At 53.9% G+C, this 22,346-nt stretch carries 21 protein-coding genes; all 21 read left to right on the top strand.

Translation table 11 applies throughout. The features are described from left to right. Positions 1-8 precede the first annotated feature (8 nt). The 21 genes from ovoA to phoU all read left to right on the top strand — a co-directional run bounded on the left by ovoA (position 9) and on the right by phoU (position 22,227). Positions 9-2,135, top strand: coding sequence for a 5-histidylcysteine sulfoxide synthase (gene ovoA / locus PZBJ_RS19885; RefSeq protein ID WP_101763916.1), 2,127 nt, complete (start codon positions 9-11; stop codon positions 2,133-2,135). A gap of 106 nt (positions 2,136-2,241) precedes the next feature. Then, positions 2,242-2,703: a transcriptional regulator AsnC gene (gene asnC, locus PZBJ_RS19880; protein ID WP_008106733.1), complete on the top strand. Its 462-nt coding sequence runs from the start codon at positions 2,242-2,244 to the stop codon at positions 2,701-2,703. 154 nt (positions 2,704-2,857) lie between these two features. Continuing rightward, positions 2,858-3,298, top strand: coding sequence for an FMN-binding protein MioC (mioC, locus tag PZBJ_RS19875; protein WP_101763915.1), 441 nt, complete (start codon positions 2,858-2,860; stop codon positions 3,296-3,298). 442 nt (positions 3,299-3,740) lie between these two features. Further along, positions 3,741-5,630: a tRNA uridine-5-carboxymethylaminomethyl(34) synthesis enzyme MnmG gene (gene mnmG / locus PZBJ_RS19870; protein ID WP_101763914.1), complete on the top strand. Its 1,890-nt coding sequence runs from the start codon at positions 3,741-3,743 to the stop codon at positions 5,628-5,630. Between the two features lie 47 nt (positions 5,631-5,677). Then, positions 5,678-6,295, top strand: coding sequence for a 16S rRNA (guanine(527)-N(7))-methyltransferase RsmG (rsmG, locus tag PZBJ_RS19865; protein ID WP_101763913.1), 618 nt, complete (start codon positions 5,678-5,680; stop codon positions 6,293-6,295). 713 nt (positions 6,296-7,008) lie between these two features. Further along, entirely contained in the window at positions 7,009-7,389 is a 381-nt protein-coding gene (gene atpI / locus PZBJ_RS19860; protein ID WP_101763912.1) for a F0F1 ATP synthase subunit I, read from the top strand. Positions 7,390-7,397: 8 nt separating this feature from the next. Continuing rightward, positions 7,398-8,216 carry a F0F1 ATP synthase subunit A gene (gene atpB / locus PZBJ_RS19855; RefSeq protein WP_007893608.1) on the top strand — a complete coding sequence of 273 codons (819 nt, stop codon included), beginning with the start codon at positions 7,398-7,400 and terminating at the stop codon, positions 8,214-8,216. Between the two features lie 49 nt (positions 8,217-8,265). Continuing rightward, entirely contained in the window at positions 8,266-8,505 is a 240-nt protein-coding gene (gene atpE, locus PZBJ_RS19850; RefSeq protein WP_003849523.1) for a F0F1 ATP synthase subunit C, read from the top strand. A 107-nt stretch (positions 8,506-8,612) separates the two neighbouring features. Then, a complete protein-coding gene (gene atpF, locus PZBJ_RS19845) occupies positions 8,613-9,083 on the top strand; it encodes a F0F1 ATP synthase subunit B (protein ID WP_007893603.1) in 471 nt (156 codons plus the stop codon). A gap of 14 nt (positions 9,084-9,097) precedes the next feature. Further along, the gene (gene atpH, locus PZBJ_RS19840; RefSeq protein ID WP_101763911.1) at positions 9,098-9,631 is read left to right on the top strand and encodes a F0F1 ATP synthase subunit delta; all 534 of its coding nucleotides are present in this window, start codon (positions 9,098-9,100) and stop codon (positions 9,629-9,631) included. 14 nt (positions 9,632-9,645) lie between these two features. Continuing rightward, positions 9,646-11,187, top strand: a complete 1,542-nt coding sequence (gene atpA, locus PZBJ_RS19835) for a F0F1 ATP synthase subunit alpha (RefSeq protein WP_008106721.1) — start codon at positions 9,646-9,648, stop codon at positions 11,185-11,187. A gap of 52 nt (positions 11,188-11,239) precedes the next feature. Next, a complete protein-coding gene (atpG, locus tag PZBJ_RS19830; RefSeq protein ID WP_101763910.1) occupies positions 11,240-12,106 on the top strand; it encodes a F0F1 ATP synthase subunit gamma in 867 nt (288 codons plus the stop codon). Between the two features lie 63 nt (positions 12,107-12,169). Beyond that, the gene (gene atpD / locus PZBJ_RS19825; RefSeq protein ID WP_008106718.1) at positions 12,170-13,567 is read left to right on the top strand and encodes a F0F1 ATP synthase subunit beta; all 1,398 of its coding nucleotides are present in this window, start codon (positions 12,170-12,172) and stop codon (positions 13,565-13,567) included. 24 nt (positions 13,568-13,591) lie between these two features. Further along, on the top strand, positions 13,592-14,011 hold the full coding sequence (locus tag PZBJ_RS19820) for a F0F1 ATP synthase subunit epsilon (RefSeq protein WP_008106717.1): 420 nt from the start codon (positions 13,592-13,594) through the stop codon (positions 14,009-14,011). Positions 14,012-14,174: 163 nt separating this feature from the next. Next, positions 14,175-15,545, top strand: coding sequence for a bifunctional UDP-N-acetylglucosamine diphosphorylase/glucosamine-1-phosphate N-acetyltransferase GlmU (gene glmU / locus PZBJ_RS19815; RefSeq protein WP_101763909.1), 1,371 nt, complete (start codon positions 14,175-14,177; stop codon positions 15,543-15,545). Positions 15,546-15,675: 130 nt separating this feature from the next. Continuing rightward, on the top strand, positions 15,676-17,505 hold the full coding sequence (gene glmS / locus PZBJ_RS19810) for a glutamine--fructose-6-phosphate transaminase (isomerizing) (RefSeq protein WP_101763908.1): 1,830 nt from the start codon (positions 15,676-15,678) through the stop codon (positions 17,503-17,505). 176 nt (positions 17,506-17,681) lie between these two features. Beyond that, positions 17,682-18,725, top strand: a complete 1,044-nt coding sequence (gene pstS, locus PZBJ_RS19805; RefSeq protein ID WP_049852409.1) for a phosphate ABC transporter substrate-binding protein PstS — start codon at positions 17,682-17,684, stop codon at positions 18,723-18,725. 89 nt (positions 18,726-18,814) lie between these two features. Further along, on the top strand, positions 18,815-19,777 hold the full coding sequence (pstC, locus tag PZBJ_RS19800) for a phosphate ABC transporter permease PstC (protein WP_101763907.1): 963 nt from the start codon (positions 18,815-18,817) through the stop codon (positions 19,775-19,777). After that, positions 19,774-20,661, top strand: coding sequence for a phosphate ABC transporter permease PstA (gene pstA, locus PZBJ_RS19795; RefSeq protein WP_101763906.1), 888 nt, complete (start codon positions 19,774-19,776; stop codon positions 20,659-20,661). The genes pstC and pstA overlap by 4 nt, the downstream gene beginning before the upstream one ends. Before the next feature lie 43 nt (positions 20,662-20,704). Then, the gene (gene pstB / locus PZBJ_RS19790; protein ID WP_101763905.1) at positions 20,705-21,478 is read left to right on the top strand and encodes a phosphate ABC transporter ATP-binding protein PstB; all 774 of its coding nucleotides are present in this window, start codon (positions 20,705-20,707) and stop codon (positions 21,476-21,478) included. Between the two features lie 14 nt (positions 21,479-21,492). Beyond that, the gene (phoU, locus tag PZBJ_RS19785) at positions 21,493-22,227 is read left to right on the top strand and encodes a phosphate signaling complex protein PhoU (RefSeq protein ID WP_007893583.1); all 735 of its coding nucleotides are present in this window, start codon (positions 21,493-21,495) and stop codon (positions 22,225-22,227) included. The last annotated feature ends 119 nt before the right edge of the window (positions 22,228-22,346 follow it).

Here is a 22,346-nt window from a genome sequence, read left to right as displayed (position 1 = left end):
AGCACCTTGTGACGACCGCCCAACTTCCCGCACCGACCCGCACGCTGAAACTTTCCGGCCAACACTCCGAACAAAAACGGGCCGAGCTGCTGGCGTACTTCACCCAAACCTGGGAACTGTATGAAAGCTTGTTTGATTGCCTGGCGGACGAGCGCGCCTGGTTTAACAAAGCCATTTCGCTGCGCCATCCGCTGATCTTCTATTTTGGTCACACCGCAACCTTCTACATTAATAAGCTGATGGCAGGCCGCTACCTCGATCAACGCGTTGACGATCGTATTGAGGCGATGATGGCGATCGGCGTGGATGAGATGAGTTGGGACGATCTCAACGACAGCCATTACGACTGGCCGACCATCGCAGAAGTGCGCGACTATCGTGGCAAAGTGAAAAGCCTGGTGAGTGAGTTTATTCGCACCATGCCGCTGGAACTGCCGATCGACTGGGACAGCCCGGCGTGGGTGGTTTTGATGGGCATCGAACACGAACGTATTCATCTGGAAACCTCCAGCGTGCTGATGCGCCAGTTGCCGATTGAATGGGTTAAGCCGCAGCCGCACTGGCCAGTTTGCCCGCAGGCGCGTCACGATCGTCAATCGGTACCGGAAAACTCTCTGATCGCGATGCCCGGCGGCCGTGTGCAGCAGGGCAAAACCGACGACACTTATGGCTGGGATAACGAATACGGTAGCCAGCAAACCGAACTGAAGCCGTTTAAGGCCAGCAAAATGCTGGTCAGCAATGCTGAGTTTTATCGTTTTATTGCGGCGGACGGTTATAACGATCGCCGCTGGTGGGATGACGAAGGTTGGGGCTGGCGTGAATTTTCCGGTGCGCAGATGCCGACATTCTGGGTCGGTGACGAAAAGCTGCCCGATCAGCTAAAACTGCGCGTGCTGGCCGAAGAAGTGGCGATGCCGTGGGATTGGCCGGCGGAAGTGAATCAACTGGAAGCCGCCGCGTTTTGTCGCTGGCTGGCGGAAGAGACCGGTAAATCTGTTCAGCTTCCCTGCGAAGCCGAATGGGCGCAGCTGCGTGAGCAAGTTGGCGGCGATCAGCCGGACTGGACTGAAGCGCCGGGCAACATCAATCTGGCATATTGGGCTTCCTCCAGCCCGGTCGATCGCTTCGCACAAGGTGAGTTTTACGACATCGTCGGCAACGTCTGGCAGTGGACCACGACGCCAACCAACGGTTTCGAAGGCTTTAAGGTACATCCGCTCTACGACGATTTCTCCACACCCACCTTTGATGGCAAACATGCGCTGATCAAAGGTGGCAGCTGGATTTCCACCGGCAACGAAGCGCTGAAATCTGCGCGCTACGCTTTCCGTCGTCACTTCTTCCAGCACGCCGGTTTCCGCTATGTCGTTTCTTCCCATGAAGAGAGCATGACGCTCAATCCTTATGAAACCGACAGCATGGTGTCGCAGTATCTCGATTTCCAGTACGGACCGAGCTACTACAACGTACCCAACTACGCGGCTGCGCTGGTGGAAAAACTGCTGCCGCACTCTACTGCGCGGGGTCAGGCGCTGGACATCGGCTGCGCCACCGGGCGGGCCAGCTTTGAACTGGCGCGACACTTCGAGGCAGTAACGGGCATGGATTACTCGGCGCGCTTTATTGATGTTGCGCTGCAGCTGACCTCCGGTGAGGATTTCCGCTATGTGGTGCCTGAAGAGGGCGATCTGGTGGAGTATCGTCAGGTGCGGCTGAAAGAGTTTGGTCTGGAAGCTGAGCAAGCGCAGCGTATTCAGTTTGTGCAGGGCGATGCCTGTAACCTGAAGCCGCAGCCGGACCGTTACGATCTGGTGCTGGCCTCTAACCTGATCGATCGTCTGCGTCAGCCAAAACGTTTCCTGCAGGATGTCACGCCGATGATCCGCGCCGGTGGTTTGCTGGTGCTGTCATCGCCGTATACCTGGCTGGAAGATTTCACGCCGAAAGGGAACTGGCTGGGCGGTGTTCGCGAAAATGGTGAAGCGCTGACAACCTATCAGGCGCTGCAGCGTCTGTTGCGTGATGCCTTTGACGAAGTGGCACCGCCACAGGATGTCCCCTTTGTGATCCGCGAAACGGCGCGCAAATTCCAGCACACGCAGGCGCAAGTGACCTTCTGGCGTAAGCGCTAAAAAGCAGGCAGACAACGGCATGGCTGTTGTCTGCACCTTGCCTGCACCGCTAATTTGCTGCACATTCTCCTCTATTCATAGAAGAAGAACTCAACGAGGATGGACAATGGCGGAACACCTTCAGCTGGATAACCTGGATCGCGGCATTCTGAATGCGCTGCTACAGAATGCGCGTACCGCCTATGCCGAGCTCGCCAAGCAGTTCAACGTCAGCCCCGGCACCATTCATGTGCGGGTGGAGAAGATGCGTCAGGCGGGCATTATTTTGGGCACGCGCGTGGAGATCGATCCACGTCAGCTCGGCTTCGATGTGTGCTGCTTTATCGGCATTATCCTTAAAAGCGCGCGCGATTATCCGGCGGCTCTGAGCAAACTCGACGCGCTGGATGAAGTGGTGGAAGCCTGGTACACCACCGGTCATTACAGCATCTTTATCAAAGTGATGTGCCGATCAATCGATGCCTTGCAACAGGTGTTGATCAATAAGATCCAGACCATCGACGAAATTCAGTCCACCGAAACCCTGATCTCCCTGCAAAACCCGATCATGCGCACCATTAAGCCGTGATCCCTCTCTAATCTGTGCACAAACTTATCCCCGGCAGATCGCGCGTATCGCGCGACTTGCCGCCTGATGCTTTCGACTATTAACCCTGTTTTCCACAGGTGGATCACGGCTTGATCACAGCGTACAATGCTCGCCTTTAGTGCGGGAGAGCATCATGGCCGATATTACGTTAATCAGTGGAAGTACCCTTGGCAGCGCCGAATATGTTGCTGAACATCTGGAAGAAAAACTGCAGGAAGCGGGCTTCTCAACCGAGGTGCTGCATGGCCCAGAGCTGGATGAGCTGCTACCGGAAGGGATTTGGCTGATCGTTACCTCCACGCACGGTGCCGGTGAACTGCCTGATAATTTGCTTCCTTTATATGAAGCACTGCAGGAAACAAAACCGGACCTCTCTGGCTTACGTTATGGCGCAGTCGGCATCGGTAATCATGAATACGATCTTTTCTGCGGCGCGATCAAGCTGCTGGAAGAGCAATTGAACCAGTTGGGCGCCAAACGCATTGGCGATCGACTGGAGATCGACGTGCTGGAGCATGAGATCCCGGAAGACGCGGCCGAAGTGTGGGTCGCCACATGGAAAACGCAGATTTAAAACGATCTTTAGTGGCTGGGGATCGGGAAAATAGAATGATCCCCAGTTGATTGCGCTGTTTTTTTACCTTAAACCCGCGATCGACTGTGGATAACATGGCCTGTTTCATGCGTATAACCAGTAGTTATCCAAAGAACAACGCCTGTTTCTTTTTTAGGCTGTGCATAAGTAGCCATTTTGATCCCAGCTTATACGGATCAGGATCACCGATCATTCACAGCTAATGATCCTCGCTAATTTGCTGTTTAGCATGAACTTTTTGGGGTTATCAACAGCCAGATGCGATCCTAATAGTAGATCTAACAGAAAGATCATATAAAAGACTTAAGATCCTTTCTTTTAAACCTCGGGATCCCGCGACTTTCGCCGCCGACATTATTTCAGTAGAATCCACCGCCCAGGGCAACGATCCCTGTCCGAAACACTAACGAGGACCCACTTCATGTTTTATCCAGATCCTTTTGACGTCATCGTAATCGGTGGTGGTCATGCGGGCACAGAGGCCGCGATGGCCGCAGCCCGAATGGGTCAGCAAACCCTGTTACTCACCCATAACATTGATACGCTTGGACAAATGTCCTGTAACCCGGCGATCGGTGGCATCGGGAAAGGACATCTGGTGAAGGAAGTGGATGCCTTAGGCGGTTTGATGGCCACGGCAATTGACCAGGCAGGTATCCAGTTTAGGATACTAAACGCGAGTAAAGGCCCCGCCGTTCGCGCCACTCGTGCTCAGGCTGACCGTGTACTGTATCGCCAGGCGGTACGCACCGCATTAGAGAACCAGCCAAACCTGATGATCTTCCAGCAGGCGGTTGACGATCTGATTGTGGAAAACGATCGTGTCGTCGGTGCTGTGACGCAAATGGGTTTGAAGTTCCGCGCCAAAACTGTGGTGCTGACCGTCGGGACCTTCCTCGATGGCAAAATCCACATCGGGCTGGATAACTACAGCGGTGGCCGTGCAGGCGATCCGCCATCAATCCCATTGGCAAAACGCCTGCGTGCACTGCCGCTGCGCGTAAACCGTCTGAAAACCGGTACGCCGCCACGTATCGACGCACGCTCGATTGATTTTTCGGTGCTGACACCGCAGCACGGTGATAATCCGATGCCGGTGTTCTCGTTCATGGGCAAGGTTTCACAGCATCCACAACAAGTACCATGCTGGATCACCTACACCAACGAACAGACGCATGACGTGATCCGCAATAACCTCGATCGCAGCCCGATGTATGCCGGGATCATCGAAGGTATTGGTCCACGTTATTGCCCATCGATCGAAGACAAAGTGATGCGCTTTGCCGATCGTAATGCGCACCAGATCTTCCTGGAGCCGGAAGGCCTGACCAGCAACGAGATCTACCCGAATGGTATCTCCACCAGCCTGCCGTTTGACGTCCAGATGCAGATTGTACGTTCGATGAAAGGACTGGAAAACGCGAAGATCATCCGTCCGGGTTACGCCATCGAGTATGATTTCTTCGATCCACGCGATCTCAAACCGACGCTGGAAAGCAAATTTATTCACGGCCTATTCTTTGCCGGCCAGATCAACGGCACCACTGGCTACGAAGAAGCGGCAGCGCAAGGTTTGCTGGCCGGCCTCAACGCAGCACGCGCTTCCGCCGACAAAGAGGGCTGGGCGCCACGTCGCGATCAGGCTTACCTTGGTGTGCTGGTTGATGATCTGTGCACGTTGGGCACGAAAGAGCCGTACCGCATGTTTACATCACGCGCTGAATACCGCCTGATGCTGCGCGAAGACAACGCCGATCTACGTTTGACCGAAGCCGGTCGCGAACTCGGTCTGGTTGATGATGACCGCTGGGCGCGCTACAACCAGAAACTGGAGGCGATTGAGCAGGAGCGTCAACGCCTGCGCGATCTGTGGGTGCATCCAAAATCGGATAACGTGGCGGAAGTGAACGCGGTGATCAGTGCGCCGCTCACCAAAGAAGCCAGCGGTGAAGATCTGCTGCGTCGTCCAGAGATGACCTATCCGCTGCTGACGTCACTCGCCAGCTACGGTCCGGCACTGTCAGATGAGCAAGCTGCTGAGCAGGTGGAGATTCAGGTGAAATACGAAGGGTACATTGCGCGTCAGCAGGAAGAGATTGATCGCCAGCTGCGCAATGAAAACACCTTGTTGCCTGTCGAGCTCGACTATCGTCAGGTAAATGGCTTGTCGAATGAAGTAATCGCCAAACTCAACGATCACAAACCGACTTCCATCGGCCAGGCTTCTCGTATTTCGGGCATCACGCCTGCGGCCATCTCAATTCTGCTGATTTACCTGAAAAAACAGGGCCTGCTGCGTAAAAGCGCCTGATCGATTTTGGGGCGAGGCAACTCGCCCCCGTTAATGGAATTCTCGTTGTGATCAACAAACTCTCCTCGCTGCTAAAAGCGGCAAACATTTCCCTTACCGATCAACAAAAACAGCAGTTGGTTGGCTATGTTGAGTTGTTACATAAGTGGAATAAGGCCTATAACCTGACATCAGTGCGCGACCCGCAGCAGATGCTGGTACGCCATATTCTTGACAGCGTGGTGGTTGAGCCACATTTGCAGGGCGAACGCTTTATTGATGTCGGCACCGGTCCGGGCTTACCAGGCATTCCGCTGGCCATTGTGCGCCCGCAATCGCATTTCACCTTGCTGGATAGCCTCGGCAAACGCGTGCGTTTCCTGCGTCAGGTGCAGCATGAGTTAGGACTTACTAACGTCACGCCGGTGCAGAGCCGCGTTGAAGAGTACCCGTCTGAGCCGCCATTCGACGGTGTTATCAGTCGTGCATTTGCTTCACTCGAGGATATGCTGACCTGGTGTCATCATCTGCCGGGTCCTGAAGGTCGCTTTTATGCCCTGAAAGGTGTGCGTCCGCATGATGAGATTGCTGCATTACCCGCTGGCTTTACGGTGGAAAAAATTCAACCGCTGCAGGTACCCGAGCTGGATGGTGAACGTCATCTGGTGGTGATTACTCGCCAATAGCCTTTTAAACGGTATGGATTTAAGCTGCTTCATGCCGTTTGTCTTAGTTATTGCCCTGAACGAAAAAGCAGCGATTGAACACTTTTAGGTAAAAGCTTTTATTTCGCAGGGCAGGGCGCGCGAGTTAACATCCCCGGCGGAAATTATCCGAAAAGCTCTGTTACATTTAACGAATAATTCACATTATATTATCACTTAGATCACTTTATCGCGTGTATTTACCCAACCAAATAATCACTGGTGAAAATATAACTTTGCAATAAATTGGCGTACGTAATCTCAGTTTTGCGTTTTTATTGCAGCGCATGATGTCAATAGAGTGTTTTTCTCGAAAATCGTAGCGCAACTGTTAAATAATAAAATTAAAACTCTGATTTATAAGTGCTTAATACAATTTAGAAATCGTATAAATCTTGTCTGAAACAAATTCAGTCAGGCATTCCTTGTTTATTATGTGATCTAAAGCACGCTTTAAAAGCAAGTCGGTCGGGCATTTTCAGACTTAAAGTCAGACATTGCCTGAAGACGATGTTTTGAAAAATAGCCCTTCAGAAAGAAATTTAAATAATTGTTCACCTTTTCGCTACTTACCGATTGAAATCGCAGGTGGCGCCCGTATAATTTGCACGGCTTTTGCTGCTTGACTCAAATGAGTAAAGGCAGTCTTATACGACACGCGACATACCCCGTTCGGGGCAGGAGAGTTCAGCGTCATGTCAGTGTCTCTTTACAGTGTGAAATTAGCCCGGGCCGTGCTGATCGTTCAGCTGGTGACCTTTGTCATCATCGGTGCGCTCTTTACCCTGAAAGAGGTTACCTGGGGCGCCTCCGCCATCGCGGGTGGCGTGGCAGCCTGGCTGCCGAACGTGTTGTTTATGTTTTTGGCCTGGCGCCTGCAGGATCAAACGCCTGCGAAAGGACGTGTTGCCTGGAGCTTCGCCCTCGGTGAAGTGTTGAAGGTGTTCACAACCGTCATTTTCCTCGCGGTGGCGTTGGGTGTGTTTGGAGCGGTCTTCTGGCCACTCGCAATCACGTGGTTATCGGTGCTGGTGGTGCAGATCGTCGCTCCGGCTGTAATTAACAACAAAGGGTAAGAGGCATCATGGCTGCTGGAGAAATCTCTACTCCGCAAGAATACATAGGTCACCACCTGAATAACCTTCAGTTGGACCTGCGTACTTTCGAGTTGGTGAATCCGCACGACGCTCCCGCGACGTTCTGGGTATTAAATATCGATTCCATGTTTTTCTCTGTGGTGCTGGGACTGATTTTCCTGGTGTTGTTCCGCAAAGTGGCGAAAAGCGCTACTAGCGGTGTTCCAGGGAAATTACAAGCGGCTATCGAACTGGTTGTCGGCTTCGTTGATAACAACGTGCGCGACATGTACCACGGTAAAAGCAAACTTATCGCCCCGCTGGCTCTGACGATCTTCGTCTGGGTCTTCCTGATGAACTTCATGGATCTGCTGCCTATCGATTTGCTGCCGTTTATCGGCGAGCACTATTTAGGCCTGCCGGCGCTGCGCGTCGTGCCGTCTGCAGACGTGAACATCACGCTGTCTATGGCGCTGGGCGTATTTATTTTGATTCTGTTCTACAGCATCAAAATGAAAGGCATTGGCGGCTTCACCAAAGAGTTGACGCTGCAGCCTTTTAATCACCCGATCTTCATCCCCATTAACCTGATTCTTGAAGGTGTTAGCCTGCTGTCCAAGCCTGTTTCACTGGGTCTGCGACTGTTCGGTAACATGTATGCGGGTGAGTTGATCTTTATCCTGATTGCCGGCTTGCTGCCGTGGTGGTCGCAGTGGTTGTTGAATGTGCCTTGGGCCATTTTCCACATCCTGATCATTTCGCTGCAGGCTTTCATTTTCATGGTCCTCACGATCGTCTATCTGTCGATGGCATCTGAAGAACATTGATTTTTATCTCAACACTTAAGCTTTTAACTGAAACAAACTGGAGACTGTCATGGAAAACCTGAATATGGATCTGCTGTACATGGCTGCCGCTGTGATGATGGGCCTGGCGGCAATCGGTGCTGCGATCGGTATCGGCATCCTCGGAGGTAAATTCCTGGAAGGCGCCGCGCGTCAACCGGATCTGATCCCTCTGCTGCGTACGCAGTTCTTTGTTGTAATGGGTCTGGTGGATGCAATCCCGATGATCGCTGTAGGTCTGGGTCTCTACGTGATGTTTGCTGTCGCTTAAACCTGGTAGCCTTGTTCACTCATGGCACCTGGTGTGATGAGGGACGGATTCTGCCGTTTATCTCTGATAGCGGCAGAGCAAGTTAACTTAATAAGAGGCATTGTGCTGTGAACATTAATGCAACAATCCTCGGCCAGGCCATCGCGTTCATTCTGTTTGTCGCGTTCTGCATGAAGTACGTATGGCCGCCGATTATGGCTGCCATCGAAAAGCGCCAGAAAGAAATTGCTGAAGGCCTTGCTTCTGCTGAGCGCGCGAAGAAAGATTTAGATCTCGCGCAGGCCAATGCGACCGACCAGCTGAAAAAAGCGAAAGAAGACGCTCAGGTCATTATCGAGCAGGCGAACAAACGCCGTGCCCAGATTCTGGACGAAGCGAAAACCGAAGCTGAGACTGAACGTAACCGCATCGTGGCGCAGGCGCAGGCAGAAATTGATGCCGAGCGTTCGCGTGCCCGTGAAGAGCTGCGTAAGCAAGTCGCGTTGCTGGCATTAGCTGGCGCCGAGAAAATCATCGAACGTTCCGTGGATGAAGCTGCTAACAGCGACATCGTTGATAAACTGGTCGCTGAACTGTAAGGAGGGAGGGGCTGATGTCTGATCTGATTACTGTAGCTCGCCCCTACGCCAAAGCAGCTTTTGACTTTGCTGTTGAGCATCAAAGCATCGATCGCTGGCAATCCATGCTGGCGTTTGCCGCAGAAGTGGCTCGCAACGAACAGATCGCAGATCTTCTTTCCGGTGCGCTCGCACCGGAAGCTTTGTCTGCTTCTTTCATTGCAGTTTGTGGCGATCAACTTGATGAAAACGCCCAGAACCTGATTAAGGTAATGGCCGAAAACGGACGTTTGACAGCGCTTCCAGCCGTACTGGCTCAGTACATTCAACTGCGTGACGCTTATGAAGCGACAGCCGAAGTTGATGTGATTTCTGCCAGCACGCTGAGTGACAGTCAGCTGACTAAAATCAGCGTCGCGATGGAAAAACGTCTGTCACGTAAAGTTAAGCTGAATTGCAAAATTGATAAGTCTGTAATGGCAGGTGTGGTTATCCGTGCGGGTGACCTGGTCATTGATGGCAGCGTACGCGGCCGTCTTGATCGTCTGGCAGACGTCTTGCAGTCTTAAGGGGACTGGAGCATATGCAACTGAATTCCACCGAAATCAGCGAACTGATCAAGCAGCGCATTGCTCAGTTCAATGTCGTGAGTGAAGCTCACAACGAAGGTACTATTGTTTCTGTAAGTGACGGTATCATCCGCGTACACGGCCTGGCCGATGTCATGCAGGGTGAGATGATTGCCCTGCCGGGCAACCGTTACGCTATCGCACTGAACCTCGAGCGTGACTCGGTTGGTGCAGTAGTGATGGGCCCGTATGCTGACCTCGCGGAAGGCATGAAAGTAAAATGTACGGGTCGTATTTTAGAAGTTCCAGTTGGCCGTGGCCTGCTGGGCCGTGTGGTGAACACCCTGGGTGCACCGATCGACGGTAAAGGCGCAATCGAAAACGACGGCTTCTCGCCTGTTGAAGTGATTGCACCGGGCGTTATCGACCGTCAGTCTGTAGACCAGCCTGTTCAGACCGGTTACAAATCTGTCGATGCGATGATTCCAATCGGCCGTGGCCAGCGTGAGCTGATCATCGGTGACCGTCAGACCGGTAAAACTGCAATGGCAATCGACGCCATCATCAACCAGCGCGATTCAGGCATCAAGTGTGTCTACGTTGCGATTGGTCAGAAAGCGTCAACCATTTCTAACGTAGTTCGCAAACTAGAAGAGCACGGCGCGCTGGCTAACACCATCGTGGTTGTCGCTTCTGCTTCTGAATCTGCAGCACTGCAGTACCTGTCACCGTACGCCGGTTGTGCAATGGGTGAGTACTTCCGTGACCGCGGTGAAGATGCACTGATCGTGTACGATGACCTGTCTAAGCAGGCTGTTGCTTACCGTCAGATTTCTCTGCTGCTGCGCCGTCCACCAGGTCGTGAAGCATTCCCTGGTGACGTGTTCTATCTCCACTCTCGTCTGCTGGAGCGTGCATCACGCGTTAGCGCTGACTACGTTGAGCGCTTCACCAACGGTGAAGTGAAAGGCCAGACCGGTTCTCTGACCGCACTGCCAATCATCGAAACTCAGGCGGGTGACGTTTCTGCGTTCGTTCCGACCAACGTAATCTCGATTACTGATGGTCAGATCTTCCTGGAATCTAACCTGTTCAACTCCGGTATTCGTCCAGCCGTTAACCCGGGTATTTCGGTATCCCGTGTTGGTGGTGCTGCACAGACTAAGATCATCAAGAAACTGTCCGGTGGTATTCGTACCGCGCTGGCACAGTATCGTGAACTGGCTGCGTTCTCTCAGTTCGCTTCCGATCTGGACGATGCAACGCGTAAACAGCTGAGCCACGGTCAGAAAGTGACCGAGCTGCTGAAACAGAAACAGTATGCGCCGATGTCAGTCGCGCAACAGGGTCTGGTGCTGTTTGCTGCTGAGCGCGGCTATCTGAACGATGTTGAACTGGCGAAAGTCGGCAGCTTCGAAGCCGCTCTGCTGGCGTTCGCGGATCGCGATCACGCTGAGCTGATGGCTGAAATCAACCAAGCGGGTAACTTCAATAACGAAATCGAAGAGAAGCTGAAAGGCCTCCTCGAAACGTTTAAAGCAACCCAGTCCTGGTAATGTCTGGCGGCTTGTCTGAAAAGGCAGGCCGCAAGGCTTTGAGGAGAAGCTAATGGCCGGCGCAAAAGAAATACGTAGTAAGATCGGAAGCGTAAAAAATACGCAGAAGATCACCAAAGCGATGGAAATGGTCGCCGCCTCCAAAATGCGTAAAACGCAGGAACGCATGGCGGCCAGCCGTCCGTATGCAGATACCATGCGCAAAGTGATTGGTCACCTTGCCTTGGGTAATCTGGAATACAAGCACCCTTACCTGGATGAGCGTGACGTTAAGCGCGTCGGCTACCTGGTCGTTTCGACTGACCGCGGGCTTTGTGGTGGTTTGAACATTAACCTGTTCAAAAAATTGCTGGCAGATATGAAAAGCTGGGCGGATAAAGGCGTACAGAGCGATCTGGCTGTTATCGGTTCGAAAGGCAATTCATTCTTCGGCTCTGTAGGTGGCAACATCGTGGCACAAGTCACCGGTATGGGCGATAAGCCTGCACTGTCTGATTTGATCGGCCCGGTAAAAGTGATGTTGCAGGCCTACGATGAAGGTCGCATCGACAAGCTGTATATCGTTGCCAACAAGTTTAATAACACCATGTCTCAGACTCCGACCATTACCCAACTGCTGCCGTTACCGCCAGCGGAAGGTGAAGAAGAGATGAAGGCGAAGACCTGGGATTACCTGTACGAACCCGATCCGAAAGCGCTGCTGGATACCCTGCTGCGTCGTTACGTCGAATCGCAGGTTTATCAGGGTGTGGTGGAAAACCTGGCCAGTGAGCAGGCCGCACGTATGGTTGCGATGAAAGCTGCAACCGACAACGGCGGAAACCTGATCAAAGAGCTGCAGTTGGTTTACAACAAAGCTCGTCAGGCCAGCATCACCCAGGAACTTACCGAGATCGTCTCGGGAGCCTCCGCGGTTTAACCAGGCATATATCCTGTCGCGCGAGCGCGGCTGGGTATTTTCGTATTAGGTAGAGGATTCAAGATGGCAGCTGGAAAGATTGTCCAGATTATCGGCGCCGTAGTTGACGTCGAATTCCCTCAGGACGCGGTACCGCAGGTATACAGCGCTCTCGAGGTGAAAAATGGTGATGCTCGTCTGGTGCTGGAAGTTCAGCAGCAGCTGGGTGGTGGCGTGGTTCGTACCATCGCCATGGGTACTTCTGACGGCCTGAAGCGCGGTCTGGAAGTTACCGACCTGAAAAAACCTATCCAGGTTCCGGTTGGTAAAGCAACCCTCGGCCGTATCATGAACGTATTGGGTGAGCCAATCGACATGAAAGGCGACCTGCAGAATGACGACGGCACTGTAGTAGAGGTTTCCTCTATTCACCGTGCAGCACCTTCGTATGAAGATCAGTCTAACTCGCAGGAACTGCTGGAAACCGGCATCAAGGTTATCGACCTGATGTGTCCGTTCGCTAAGGGCGGTAAAGTCGGTCTGTTCGGTGGTGCGGGTGTAGGTAAAACCGTAAACATGATGGAGCTGATCCGTAACATCGCGGCTGAGCACTCAGGTTATTCGGTATTTGCTGGTGTGGGTGAGCGTACTCGTGAGGGTAACGACTTCTACCACGAAATGACTGACTCCAACGTTATCGATAAAGTAGCGCTGGTGTATGGCCAGATGAACGAGCCGCCGGGTAACCGTCTGCGCGTAGCACTGACCGGTTTGACCATGGCGGAAAAATTCCGTGATGAAGGCCGTGACGTTCTGCTGTTCATCGACAACATCTATCGTTACACCCTGGCCGGTACTGAAGTATCAGCACTGCTGGGTCGTATGCCATCTGCGGTAGGCTATCAGCCAACGCTGGCAGAAGAGATGGGTGTGTTGCAGGAGCGTATTACCTCCACGAAGACCGGTTCAATCACCTCTGTACAGGCCGTTTACGTTCCTGCGGATGACTTGACTGACCCGTCACCAGCAACCACCTTTGCTCACTTAGACTCAACCGTTACGCTGAGCCGTCAGATCGCCTCTCTGGGTATCTACCCAGCCGTTGACCCGCTGGATTCTACCAGCCGTCAGCTGGATCCACTGATCGTGGGTCAGGAGCACTATGACGTTGCGCGTGGCGTGCAGTCTCTGCTGCAGCGTTACCAGGAACTGAAAGACATCATCGCCATCCTGGGTATGGACGAGTTGTCTGAAGAAGACAAACTGTTGGTGGCACGTGCGCGTAAGATTCAGCGCTTCCTGTCTCAGCCGTTCTTCGTTGCTGAAGTCTTCACCGGTTCTCCAGGTAAGTACGTCACCCTGAAAGACACCATCCGTGGCTTCAAAGGCATCATGGAAGGCGAATTCGACCACCTGCCAGAGCAGGCGTTCTACATGGTCGGCGCTATCGAAGAAGCCGTAGAAAAAGCGAAGAAACTGTAATTTAGGTTTCCCAGGAGGAATGGTATGGCTATGACTTATCATCTGGACGTGGTCAGCGCGGAGCAACAAATGTTCTCCGGTCTGGTCGAGCGTATCCAGGTGTCAGGTAGCGAAGGTGAGCTGGGGATTCGTCCTGGCCACGCCCCGCTGCTGACAGCCATCAAGCCTGGTATGATTCACATCGTGAAACAGCACGGCGAAGAGGAGTTTATTTACCTCTCTGGCGGCGTGCTGGAAGTTCAGCCTGGCAGCACCACCGTTCTGGCCGACACCGCGATTCGCGGTGAAGACCTCGACGAAGCGCGCGCGCTGGAAGCGAAACGTAAAGCGGAAGAGCACATGAACAGCAGCCACGGCGACGTGGACTATGCTCAGGCATCTGCGGAACTGGCGAAAGCCATCGCGAAACTGCGTGTCATCGAGCTGACCAAAAAAGCGATGTAATCAGGCTTTATGCGTCACGAAATGCCAGCCCTTTGGGTTGGCATTTTTTTTGCCCCAAATTTGCCGCCTGGCGCTGAGCCCGGCTAATTTCGACCCGAGAAAAATGTAGTAATCTCGGGGTTAAACCTTACACTTTCGAAAGTTGAAGAGAATCAGGATAGTTATGTCTACGAACGCGATGAGTGTGGTGATCTTAGCCGCTGGCAAAGGCACCCGAATGTATTCCGACCTGCCCAAAGTTCTGCACACCCTTGCAGGTAAACCAATGGTTCAGCACGTTATTGATGCCGCAACCGGTTTGGGCGCCCAGCAGGTCCATCTGGTTTACGGCCACGGCGGAGATTTACTGCAGTCAACGTTAGCGCATAACGCACTCAACTGGGTGCTGCAGGCAGAGCAACTGGGTACTGGTCATGCGATGCAGCAGGCGGCACCCTTCTTTGCCGATGACGAAGATATTCTGATGCTGTACGGCGACGTGCCGCTGATCTCGCAGGCCAGTTTGCAACGTCTGCGTGATGCGAAACCCGCGGGCGGCATTGGTTTACTCACCGTGGTTCTGGATAACCCCACCGGCTACGGTCGTATCGTGCGTGAAAACGGCACGGTGATCGGCATCATTGAGCAGAAAGATGCCTCGCCAGAACAGCTAAATATTCAGGAAATTAACACCGGCATCCTGATTGCCAACGGTGGCGACCTCAAGCGCTGGCTGGCACAACTTAACAACAACAATGCGCAGGGCGAATTCTATATCACCGATATCATCGCCATGGCGCACCACGAAGGCCGCGTGATCAATGCGGTGCATCCGGCGCGCATCAGCGAAACCGATGGCGTCAACAATCGCCTGCAGCTGGCAACGCTTGAGCGTGTCTACCAAAGCGAGCAGGCAGAAAAGCTGCTGCTGGCGGGTGTGATGCTGCGCGATCCGGCGCGTTTCGATCTGCGCGGTGCGTTGCAACACGGCCGCGATGTGGAGATCGACACTAACGTGATCATCGAAGGCAAGGTCACGCTCGGCAACCGCGTAAAAATCGGTGCCGGCTGCATCATTAAAAACAGCATGATTGCTGACGACTGTGAAATCAGCCCTTATTCGGTGATCGAAGATGCCACGTTAGCCGCTGCTTGTACGGTTGGGCCTTTTGCGCGTCTGCGTCCGGGCAGCGAGTTGGCGGAAGCGGCGCATGTGGGCAACTTTGTAGAGATGAAGAAAGCCACGCTCGGCAAAGGCTCCAAAGCCGGTCATCTCTCTTATCTCGGCGATGCGGAAATTGGCGCGGGCGTGAATATCGGTGCGGGTACCATTACCTGTAACTATGATGGCGCCAACAAATCCAAAACCATCATTGGCGACAACGTGTTTATCGGTTCGGATACCCAACTGGTGGCGCCTGTCAGCGTGGCGAGCGGTGCGACCATCGCCGCGGGCACCACGATAATGAAAGATGTGTTAGCTGCGGATCTGGTCTACAACCGTAAAGAACAGAATCAAAAATCGGGCTGGCAGCGTCCTGTTAAGAAAAAATAAATTTTAAAGGCCGACAACGATCGGCCTGTTAGCAGTGCCATAAAAAAATATCCCCACTCTCTACAAGGCTCGGGGAAATCAGGTCGTATGACAACGCAATGGCCGAAAGCCATGAAGTCAGGAAATTACTATGTGTGGAATTGTTGGTGCAGTAGCGCAGCGTGACATCGCAGAAATTCTGCTGGAAGGTTTGCGTCGTCTTGAGTATCGCGGTTATGACTCCGCGGGATTAGCCGTCGTCGATCGTCAGGGCCATATGACGCGCCTGCGTCGTCTGGGTAAAGTGCAGAACCTGGCGGAAGCCGCAGAGCAGCAGCCGCTGATTGGCGGCACCGGTATCGCACACACGCGCTGGGCGACACACGGTGAACCGTCGGAGGCCAATGCGCATCCGCACGTTTCTGAGCACATCATCATCGTGCACAACGGCATCATTGAAAACCATGAGCCGCTGCGCGCGCAGTTGCTTGAGCGCGGCTATCACTTTGCCTCAGAAACCGACACCGAAGTGGTGGCGCATCTGGTGCATTGGGAGCAGAAGCAGGGCGGCACGCTGCGTGAAGTGGTGCTGCGCGTTATTCCGCAGCTGCGCGGTGCGTATGGCATGGTGATCATGGACAGCCGCGATCCTTCGCTGCTGGTGGCGGCGCGCTCCGGTAGTCCGCTGGTGATTGGCCGTGGCGTGGGCGAAAACTTTATCGCTTCCGATCAGCTGGCGCTGCTGCCAGTGACGCGTCGCTTCATCTATCTGGAAGAGGGCGACATTGCCGAGATCACCCGCCGCGAAGTCACCATTATCGATCGTGACGGTAAAACGGCTAAGCGCGCTGAAATCGAATCGACCGCGCAGTACGATGCTGGCGACAAAGGCATCTATCGTCACTACATGCAGAAAGAGATTTACGAGCAGCCGAACGCGATCAAAAACACCATCACCGGTCGTTTTAATCACGGCGAAGTCGATCTCAGCGAGCTGGGCCCGGATGCTGAGACGCTGTTGAGCCAGGTCGAACATATTCAGATCATCGCCTGCGGTACGTCATACAACTCCGGCATGGTTTCGCGTTACTGGTTTGAGTCGCTGGCTAACCTGCCTTGTGATGTGGAAATTGCTTCAGAATTCCGTTATCGCAAATCTGCAGTGCGTAAAAATAGCCTGCTGATCACGCTGTCACAATCGGGTGAAACCGCCGATACGCTGGCGGCGCTGCGCCTGTCGAAAGAGCTGGGTTATCTCGGTTCGCTGGCCATCTGTAATGTGGCCGGTTCATCGCTGGTGCGTGAATCCGATTTAGCGCTGATGACCAAAGCCGGCACTGAAATTGGCGTGGCATCCACCAAAGCCTTCACCACGCAGCTGGCAGTATTGCTGATGCTGGTGGCGAAACTCGGTCGTCTGCACGGCATGAAAGCCGAAACCGAGCACGAGATTGTGCACGCGCTGCAGGCCTTGCCGAGCCGCATCGAACAGATGCTGGCGCAGGACAAAGTGATCGAAAACCTGGCGGAAGGTTTCTCTGATAAGCATCACGCGCTGTTCCTTGGCCGTGGCGATCAGTATCCGATCGCGATGGAAGGCGCGCTGAAGCTGAAAGAGATCTCCTATATCCACGCCGAAGCCTATGCGGCGGGCGAGCTGAAGCACGGCCCGCTGGCGCTGATTGATGCGGATATGCCAGTGATCGTGGTCGCGCCCAACAACGAACTGCTGGAGAAGCTGAAATCCAATATTGAAGAGGTACGCGCGCGCGGCGGATTGCTGTATGTGTTTGCCGATCAGGATGCCGGTTTCAGCGACAGCGATGGCATGAAAATCATCTCCCTGCCGCACGTAGAAGAGGTGATTGCACCGATCTTCTACACCGTGCCGTTACAGCTGCTCTCGTACCATGTGGCGCTGATTAAAGGTACCGATGTTGACCAGCCGCGTAACCTGGCGAAATCGGTTACCGTTGAATAATCAGTAACAAGAGTGGGCCCGCAATGGGCCCGCTTCATTTCTGTACGCTGTCATATAACTGTCACATTTCGTACATTTCACTGTCATCAAACTGTCCTATTTTCCCTCCAGCAGCAATCACTGACTCCTACTAAAAAGGCATTGAGCCTGATTTTTTTGAATCCCCTGGAGGGAACATGACACTGATGCGTAGCACCGTAGCCCGAATCCTCGCCGCCACCTTCGCAGTAAGCGCGGTTTCTGCTTTTGCAGCCACCGATCTGACGGGCGCAGGCGGGACATTCCCGGCGCCGGTTTATGCCAAGTGGGCAGCCGAGTACCAGCAAGCCACCGGTAGCAAAATCAACTATCAGGGTATTGGTTCTTCCGGCGGCGTGAAGCAAATCATCGCGAAAACCGTCGATTTCGGTGCGTCTGATGCGCCAATGAAAGAAGAAGATCTGCAGAAAAACGGCCTGTTCCAGTTCCCTACCGTCATCGGTGGTGTGGTGCTGGCGGTTAACATCCCAGGTGTGAAATCCGGTGAACTGACTCTTGACGGTAAAACCGTGGGCGACATCTACCTCGGCACCATCAAAAAGTGGAACGACCCGGCGATCACTAAACTGAACCCAGGCGTGAAACTGCCAGATTCCAACATCAACGTGGTTCGCCGCGCTGACGGTTCCGGTACTTCCTTCGTCTTCACCAGCTACCTGGCAAAAGTGAACGAAGAGTGGAACAGCAAAATCGGTAAAGGTAACACCGTTAACTGGCCAACCGGTCTGGGCGGTAAAGGTAACGACGGCGTGGCCGCGTTTGTACAGCGTCTGCCGGGTTCAATTGGCTATGTGGAATACGCTTACGCCAAGCAGAACAACCTGACCTACACCAAACTGGTTGATGCCGACGGTAAAGCGGTCGCACCAAGTGAAGAGAGCTTTGCTAACGCCGCGAAAGGCGCAGACTGGAGCAAAACCTTTGCTCAGGATCTGACCTTCCAGAAAGGCAACGATGCATGGCCGATCACCTCAACCACCTTCATCCTGATTTACAAAGATCAGGCGAATGCGGAGAAAGGTAGCGAAGTGCTGAAGTTCTTCGACTGGGCATACAAAGGTGGCAGCAAAACCGCAACCGACCTGGATTACGCCGCGCTGCCAGAAAGCGTAGCTAACCAGATTCGTGCAGCGTGGAAAGCGAACATCAAAGATAGCTCCGGTAAAGCGCTGTACCAGTAACAGATTGACCCGGCCAGCCGAGACGGTTGGCCAACCCCAATGGGCGGCCTGCGTGCCGCCCTGACATCCCCCTGAGAACAGAGAATTCTATGGCTGCCACTAAGCCGACGTTCAAAGCCCCCGGTAAACAAGGCGACATGATTTTCGGCGCGCTGGTGAAGCTATCCGCGCTTATCGTGTTGCTGTTGATGGGCGGTATTATCGTCTCCCTGATTTTCTCCTCCTGGCCAAGCATCCAAAAATTTGGTTTCTCTTTCCTGTGGAACAAAACCTGGGATGCGCCAAACGAACAATTTGGTGCGCTGGTACCGATTTACGGCACCCTCGTCACCTCGATTATTGCCTTGATCATTGCCGTGCCGGTGAGCTTCGGCATCGCGCTGTTCCTGACCGAACTGGCGCCAGGCTGGCTGCGTCGCCCGTTGGGCACCGCCATTGAGCTGCTGGCGGCCATCCCCAGCATCGTGTACGGCATGTGGGGCCTGTTTGTTTTCGCGCCGCTGTTCGCCGAATATTTCCAGACGCCGGTTGGCAACGTGATGGCGAATATCCCGATTGTCGGCACGCTATTCTCTGGCCCGGCATTCGGTATCGGTATTCTGGCGGCGGGCGTGATTCTCGCCATCATGATCATCCCGTACATCGCCTCGGTGATGCGCGACGTATTTGAACAAACGCCGGTGATGATGAAAGAGTCGGCTTACGGTATCGGCTGCACCACGTGGGAAGTGATCTGGCGCATCGTGCTGCCGTTCACCAAAAATGGCGTGATCGGCGGCGTGATGCTTGGCCTGGGCCGCGCGTTGGGTGAAACCATGGCGGTGACCTTTATCATCGGTAACACCTACCAGCTCGACAGCGCCTCGCTGTTTATGCCGGGCAACAGCATCACCTCCGCGCTGGCCAACGAATTCGCCGAAGCGGAATCCGGTGTCCACGTCGCGGCTCTGATGGAGCTGGGTCTGATTCTGTTCGTGATTACCTTTATCGTGCTGGCGATCTCCAAACTGATGATCCTGCGTTTGGCGAAGAGTGAAGGAGCCCGTTCATGACCGCTATTGAAGTTCAGGCTCGCGCTGAGCTGGAAGCCTCGCGCCGCAAAATGCAGGCATGGCGCAGTACCAAAAACAAAATTGCCCTGACGCTGTCGCTGATGACCATGGCATTCGGTCTGTTCTGGCTGGTGTGGATTCTGTTCACCACCGTTACGCGCGGCGTTGATGGGTTGAGCTGGGAGCTGTTTACCGAATCGACACCGCCGCCCAACACCGCAGGCGGTGGTTTAGCCAACGCCTTACTCGGCAGCGGTTTACTGATTTTCTGGTCGACGATCATCGGAACGCCGCTCGGCATCATGGCAGGGATTTATCTGGCGGAATATGGCCGTAAACACTGGCTGGCGGAAGTGATTCGCTTCATCAACGACATTCTGCTGTCAGCACCGTCGATTGTGGTGGGCCTGTTTGTTTACACCATTGTGGTATCGCAGATGCAGCACTTCTCCGGTTGGGCCGGCGTAGTAGCGCTGGCGCTGCTGCAAATCCCGATTGTGATTCGTACCTCCGAAAATATGCTGCGTCTGGTACCCGACAGCATGCGTGAAGCGGCTTATGCGCTGGGTACGCCGAAGTGGAAAATGATTTCGGCGATTACGCTGAAAGCCTCGGTTTCCGGCATCATCACCGGTGTGCTGTTGGCCGTGGCGCGTATTGCCGGTGAAACCGCACCGCTGCTGTTTACTGCGCTGTCGAACCAGTTCTGGAGCACCGACATGATGCAGCCGATCGCTAACCTGCCGGTCACCATCTTTAAATTCGCCATGAGCCCCTTTGCCGAGTGGCAAAGCCTGGCGTGGGCGGGTGTGCTGATTATTACCGTGTGCGTGCTGCTGCTGAACATTGTGGCGCGTGTGGTTTTCGCCAAGGGCAAACACTAATTTCCCAGCGCGGCTTCGGCGGCGATGCTTATGAGAGACGAGAATGAGTAACGTGACTTCATCAGCCGGTAAAATTCAGGTCCGTAATCTGAACTTCTATTACGGTAAGTTTCACGCGCTGAAAAACATCAATCTGGATATCACCAAAAATCAGGTGACCGCGTTTATCGGCCCATCAGGTTGCGGTAAATCCACTTTGCTGCGCACCTTCAACAAAATGTACTCGCTCTATCCGGAGCAGCGTGCCGAAGGTGACATCCTGCTGGATGGCGATAACATTCTGGCTTCCAATCAGGATATCGCCCTGCTGCGCGCCCGCGTCGGTATGGTGTTCCAGAAGCCTACGCCATTCCCGATGTCGATTTATGACAACATCGCCTTCGGCGTGCGGCTGTTTGAGAAGCTGTCGCGTGCCGATATGGATGAGCGCGTGCAGTGGGCGCTGACCAAAGCCGCGCTGTGGAATGAAACCAAAGACAAGCTGCATCAGAGCGGTTACAGTCTTTCCGGCGGTCAGCAGCAGCGTTTGTGCATCGCCCGCGGCATCGCGATTCGCCCGGAAGTGCTGTTGCTGGATGAGCCTTGCTCCGCGCTGGATCCGATCTCAACCGGTCGTATTGAAGAGCTGATCACCGAACTGAAGCAGGATTACACTGTGGTGATCGTGACTCACAACATGCAGCAGGCTGCGCGTTGTTCTGACCACACCGCTTTTATGTATCTGGGCGAGCTGATTGAGTTCAGCGATACCGATACCTTGTTCACTAAGCCCGCAAAGAAGCAGACCGAAGATTACATCACCGGTCGTTACGGCTGATTCAGGAGACGCACATGGATAATTTAAATCTGAACAAACACATCTCCGGTCAGTTCAACGCGGAGCTGGAGCACATTCGCACGCAAGTGATGATCATGGGCGGCATGGTTGAGAAGCAGCTGATGGACGCCATCACCGCGATGCACAACCAGGATGGCGAGCTGGCGCGTCACGTCATCGACGGCGACCAGAAGGTCAACATGATGGAAGTGGAGATTGATGAAGCCTGTGTGCGCATCATCGCCAAACGCCAGCCGACCGCCAGCGATTTGCGCCTGGTAATGGCGATCATCAAGACCATTTCTGAGCTGGAACGCATTGGCGATGTGGCGGAAAAAATCAGCCGCACCGCGCTGGAGAAGTTCAGCCAGCAGCATCTGCCGCTGCTGGTGAGCCTTGAAGCGCTTGGTCATCACACCGTGCAGATGCTGCACGACGTGCTGGATGCGTTCGCGCGCATGGATCTCAACGAAGCCATCAAAATCTACCGCGAAGATAAGAAGGTGGATAAAGAGTACGAAGGCATCGTGCGTCAGCTGATGACCTACATGATGGAAGATCCGCGCACTATCCCAAGCGTGCTGACCGCGCTGTTCTGCGCGCGCGCCATCGAGCGTATCGGCGATCGCTGCCAGAACATCTGCGAAATTATCTTCTATTTCGTCAAAGGTCAGGATTTCCGTCATGTGGGCGGCGACAAGCTGGATGAACTGCTGTCGGGCGATGACGGCAGCAATAAACCCTCTTGATTGATGCGTCGGCGGCCCGTTGCCACTGTGGCTAACGGGCCGCCTGCTTAAATTCTGTCTGTTCTCATCGATTCCCTCTCTTTATACTTGGCGCACTTTTTTCTGCCAGGTGCTGTTAC

The organism is Pantoea endophytica (assembly GCF_002858935.1).
In the GTDB taxonomy this organism is placed as follows: Bacteria; Pseudomonadota; Gammaproteobacteria; order Enterobacterales; family Enterobacteriaceae; genus Pantoea; species Pantoea leporis.
The sequence above is the reverse complement of the archived record's forward strand: the minus strand, read 5'-3'. Positions and strand labels throughout refer to the sequence as shown.

Coding starts and splice junctions, on each gene's coding strand:
- asnC (WP_008106733.1), top strand. CDS start 2,242: ATGGCGGAACACCTTCAGCTGGATAACCTGGATCGCGGCATTCTGAAT.
- mioC (WP_101763915.1), top strand. CDS start 2,858: ATGGCCGATATTACGTTAATCAGTGGAAGTACCCTTGGCAGCGCCGAA.
- mnmG (WP_101763914.1), top strand. CDS start 3,741: ATGTTTTATCCAGATCCTTTTGACGTCATCGTAATCGGTGGTGGTCAT.
- atpI (WP_101763912.1), top strand. CDS start 7,009: ATGTCAGTGTCTCTTTACAGTGTGAAATTAGCCCGGGCCGTGCTGATC.
- atpB (WP_007893608.1), top strand. CDS start 7,398: ATGGCTGCTGGAGAAATCTCTACTCCGCAAGAATACATAGGTCACCAC.
- atpE (WP_003849523.1), top strand. CDS start 8,266: ATGGAAAACCTGAATATGGATCTGCTGTACATGGCTGCCGCTGTGATG.
- atpH (WP_101763911.1), top strand. CDS start 9,098: ATGTCTGATCTGATTACTGTAGCTCGCCCCTACGCCAAAGCAGCTTTT.
- atpA (WP_008106721.1), top strand. CDS start 9,646: ATGCAACTGAATTCCACCGAAATCAGCGAACTGATCAAGCAGCGCATT.
- atpG (WP_101763910.1), top strand. CDS start 11,240: ATGGCCGGCGCAAAAGAAATACGTAGTAAGATCGGAAGCGTAAAAAAT.
- atpD (WP_008106718.1), top strand. CDS start 12,170: ATGGCAGCTGGAAAGATTGTCCAGATTATCGGCGCCGTAGTTGACGTC.
- PZBJ_RS19820 (WP_008106717.1), top strand. CDS start 13,592: ATGGCTATGACTTATCATCTGGACGTGGTCAGCGCGGAGCAACAAATG.
- glmU (WP_101763909.1), top strand. CDS start 14,175: ATGTCTACGAACGCGATGAGTGTGGTGATCTTAGCCGCTGGCAAAGGC.
- glmS (WP_101763908.1), top strand. CDS start 15,676: ATGTGTGGAATTGTTGGTGCAGTAGCGCAGCGTGACATCGCAGAAATT.
- pstS (WP_049852409.1), top strand. CDS start 17,682: ATGACACTGATGCGTAGCACCGTAGCCCGAATCCTCGCCGCCACCTTC.
- pstC (WP_101763907.1), top strand. CDS start 18,815: ATGGCTGCCACTAAGCCGACGTTCAAAGCCCCCGGTAAACAAGGCGAC.
- pstA (WP_101763906.1), top strand. CDS start 19,774: ATGACCGCTATTGAAGTTCAGGCTCGCGCTGAGCTGGAAGCCTCGCGC.
- pstB (WP_101763905.1), top strand. CDS start 20,705: ATGAGTAACGTGACTTCATCAGCCGGTAAAATTCAGGTCCGTAATCTG.
- phoU (WP_007893583.1), top strand. CDS start 21,493: ATGGATAATTTAAATCTGAACAAACACATCTCCGGTCAGTTCAACGCG.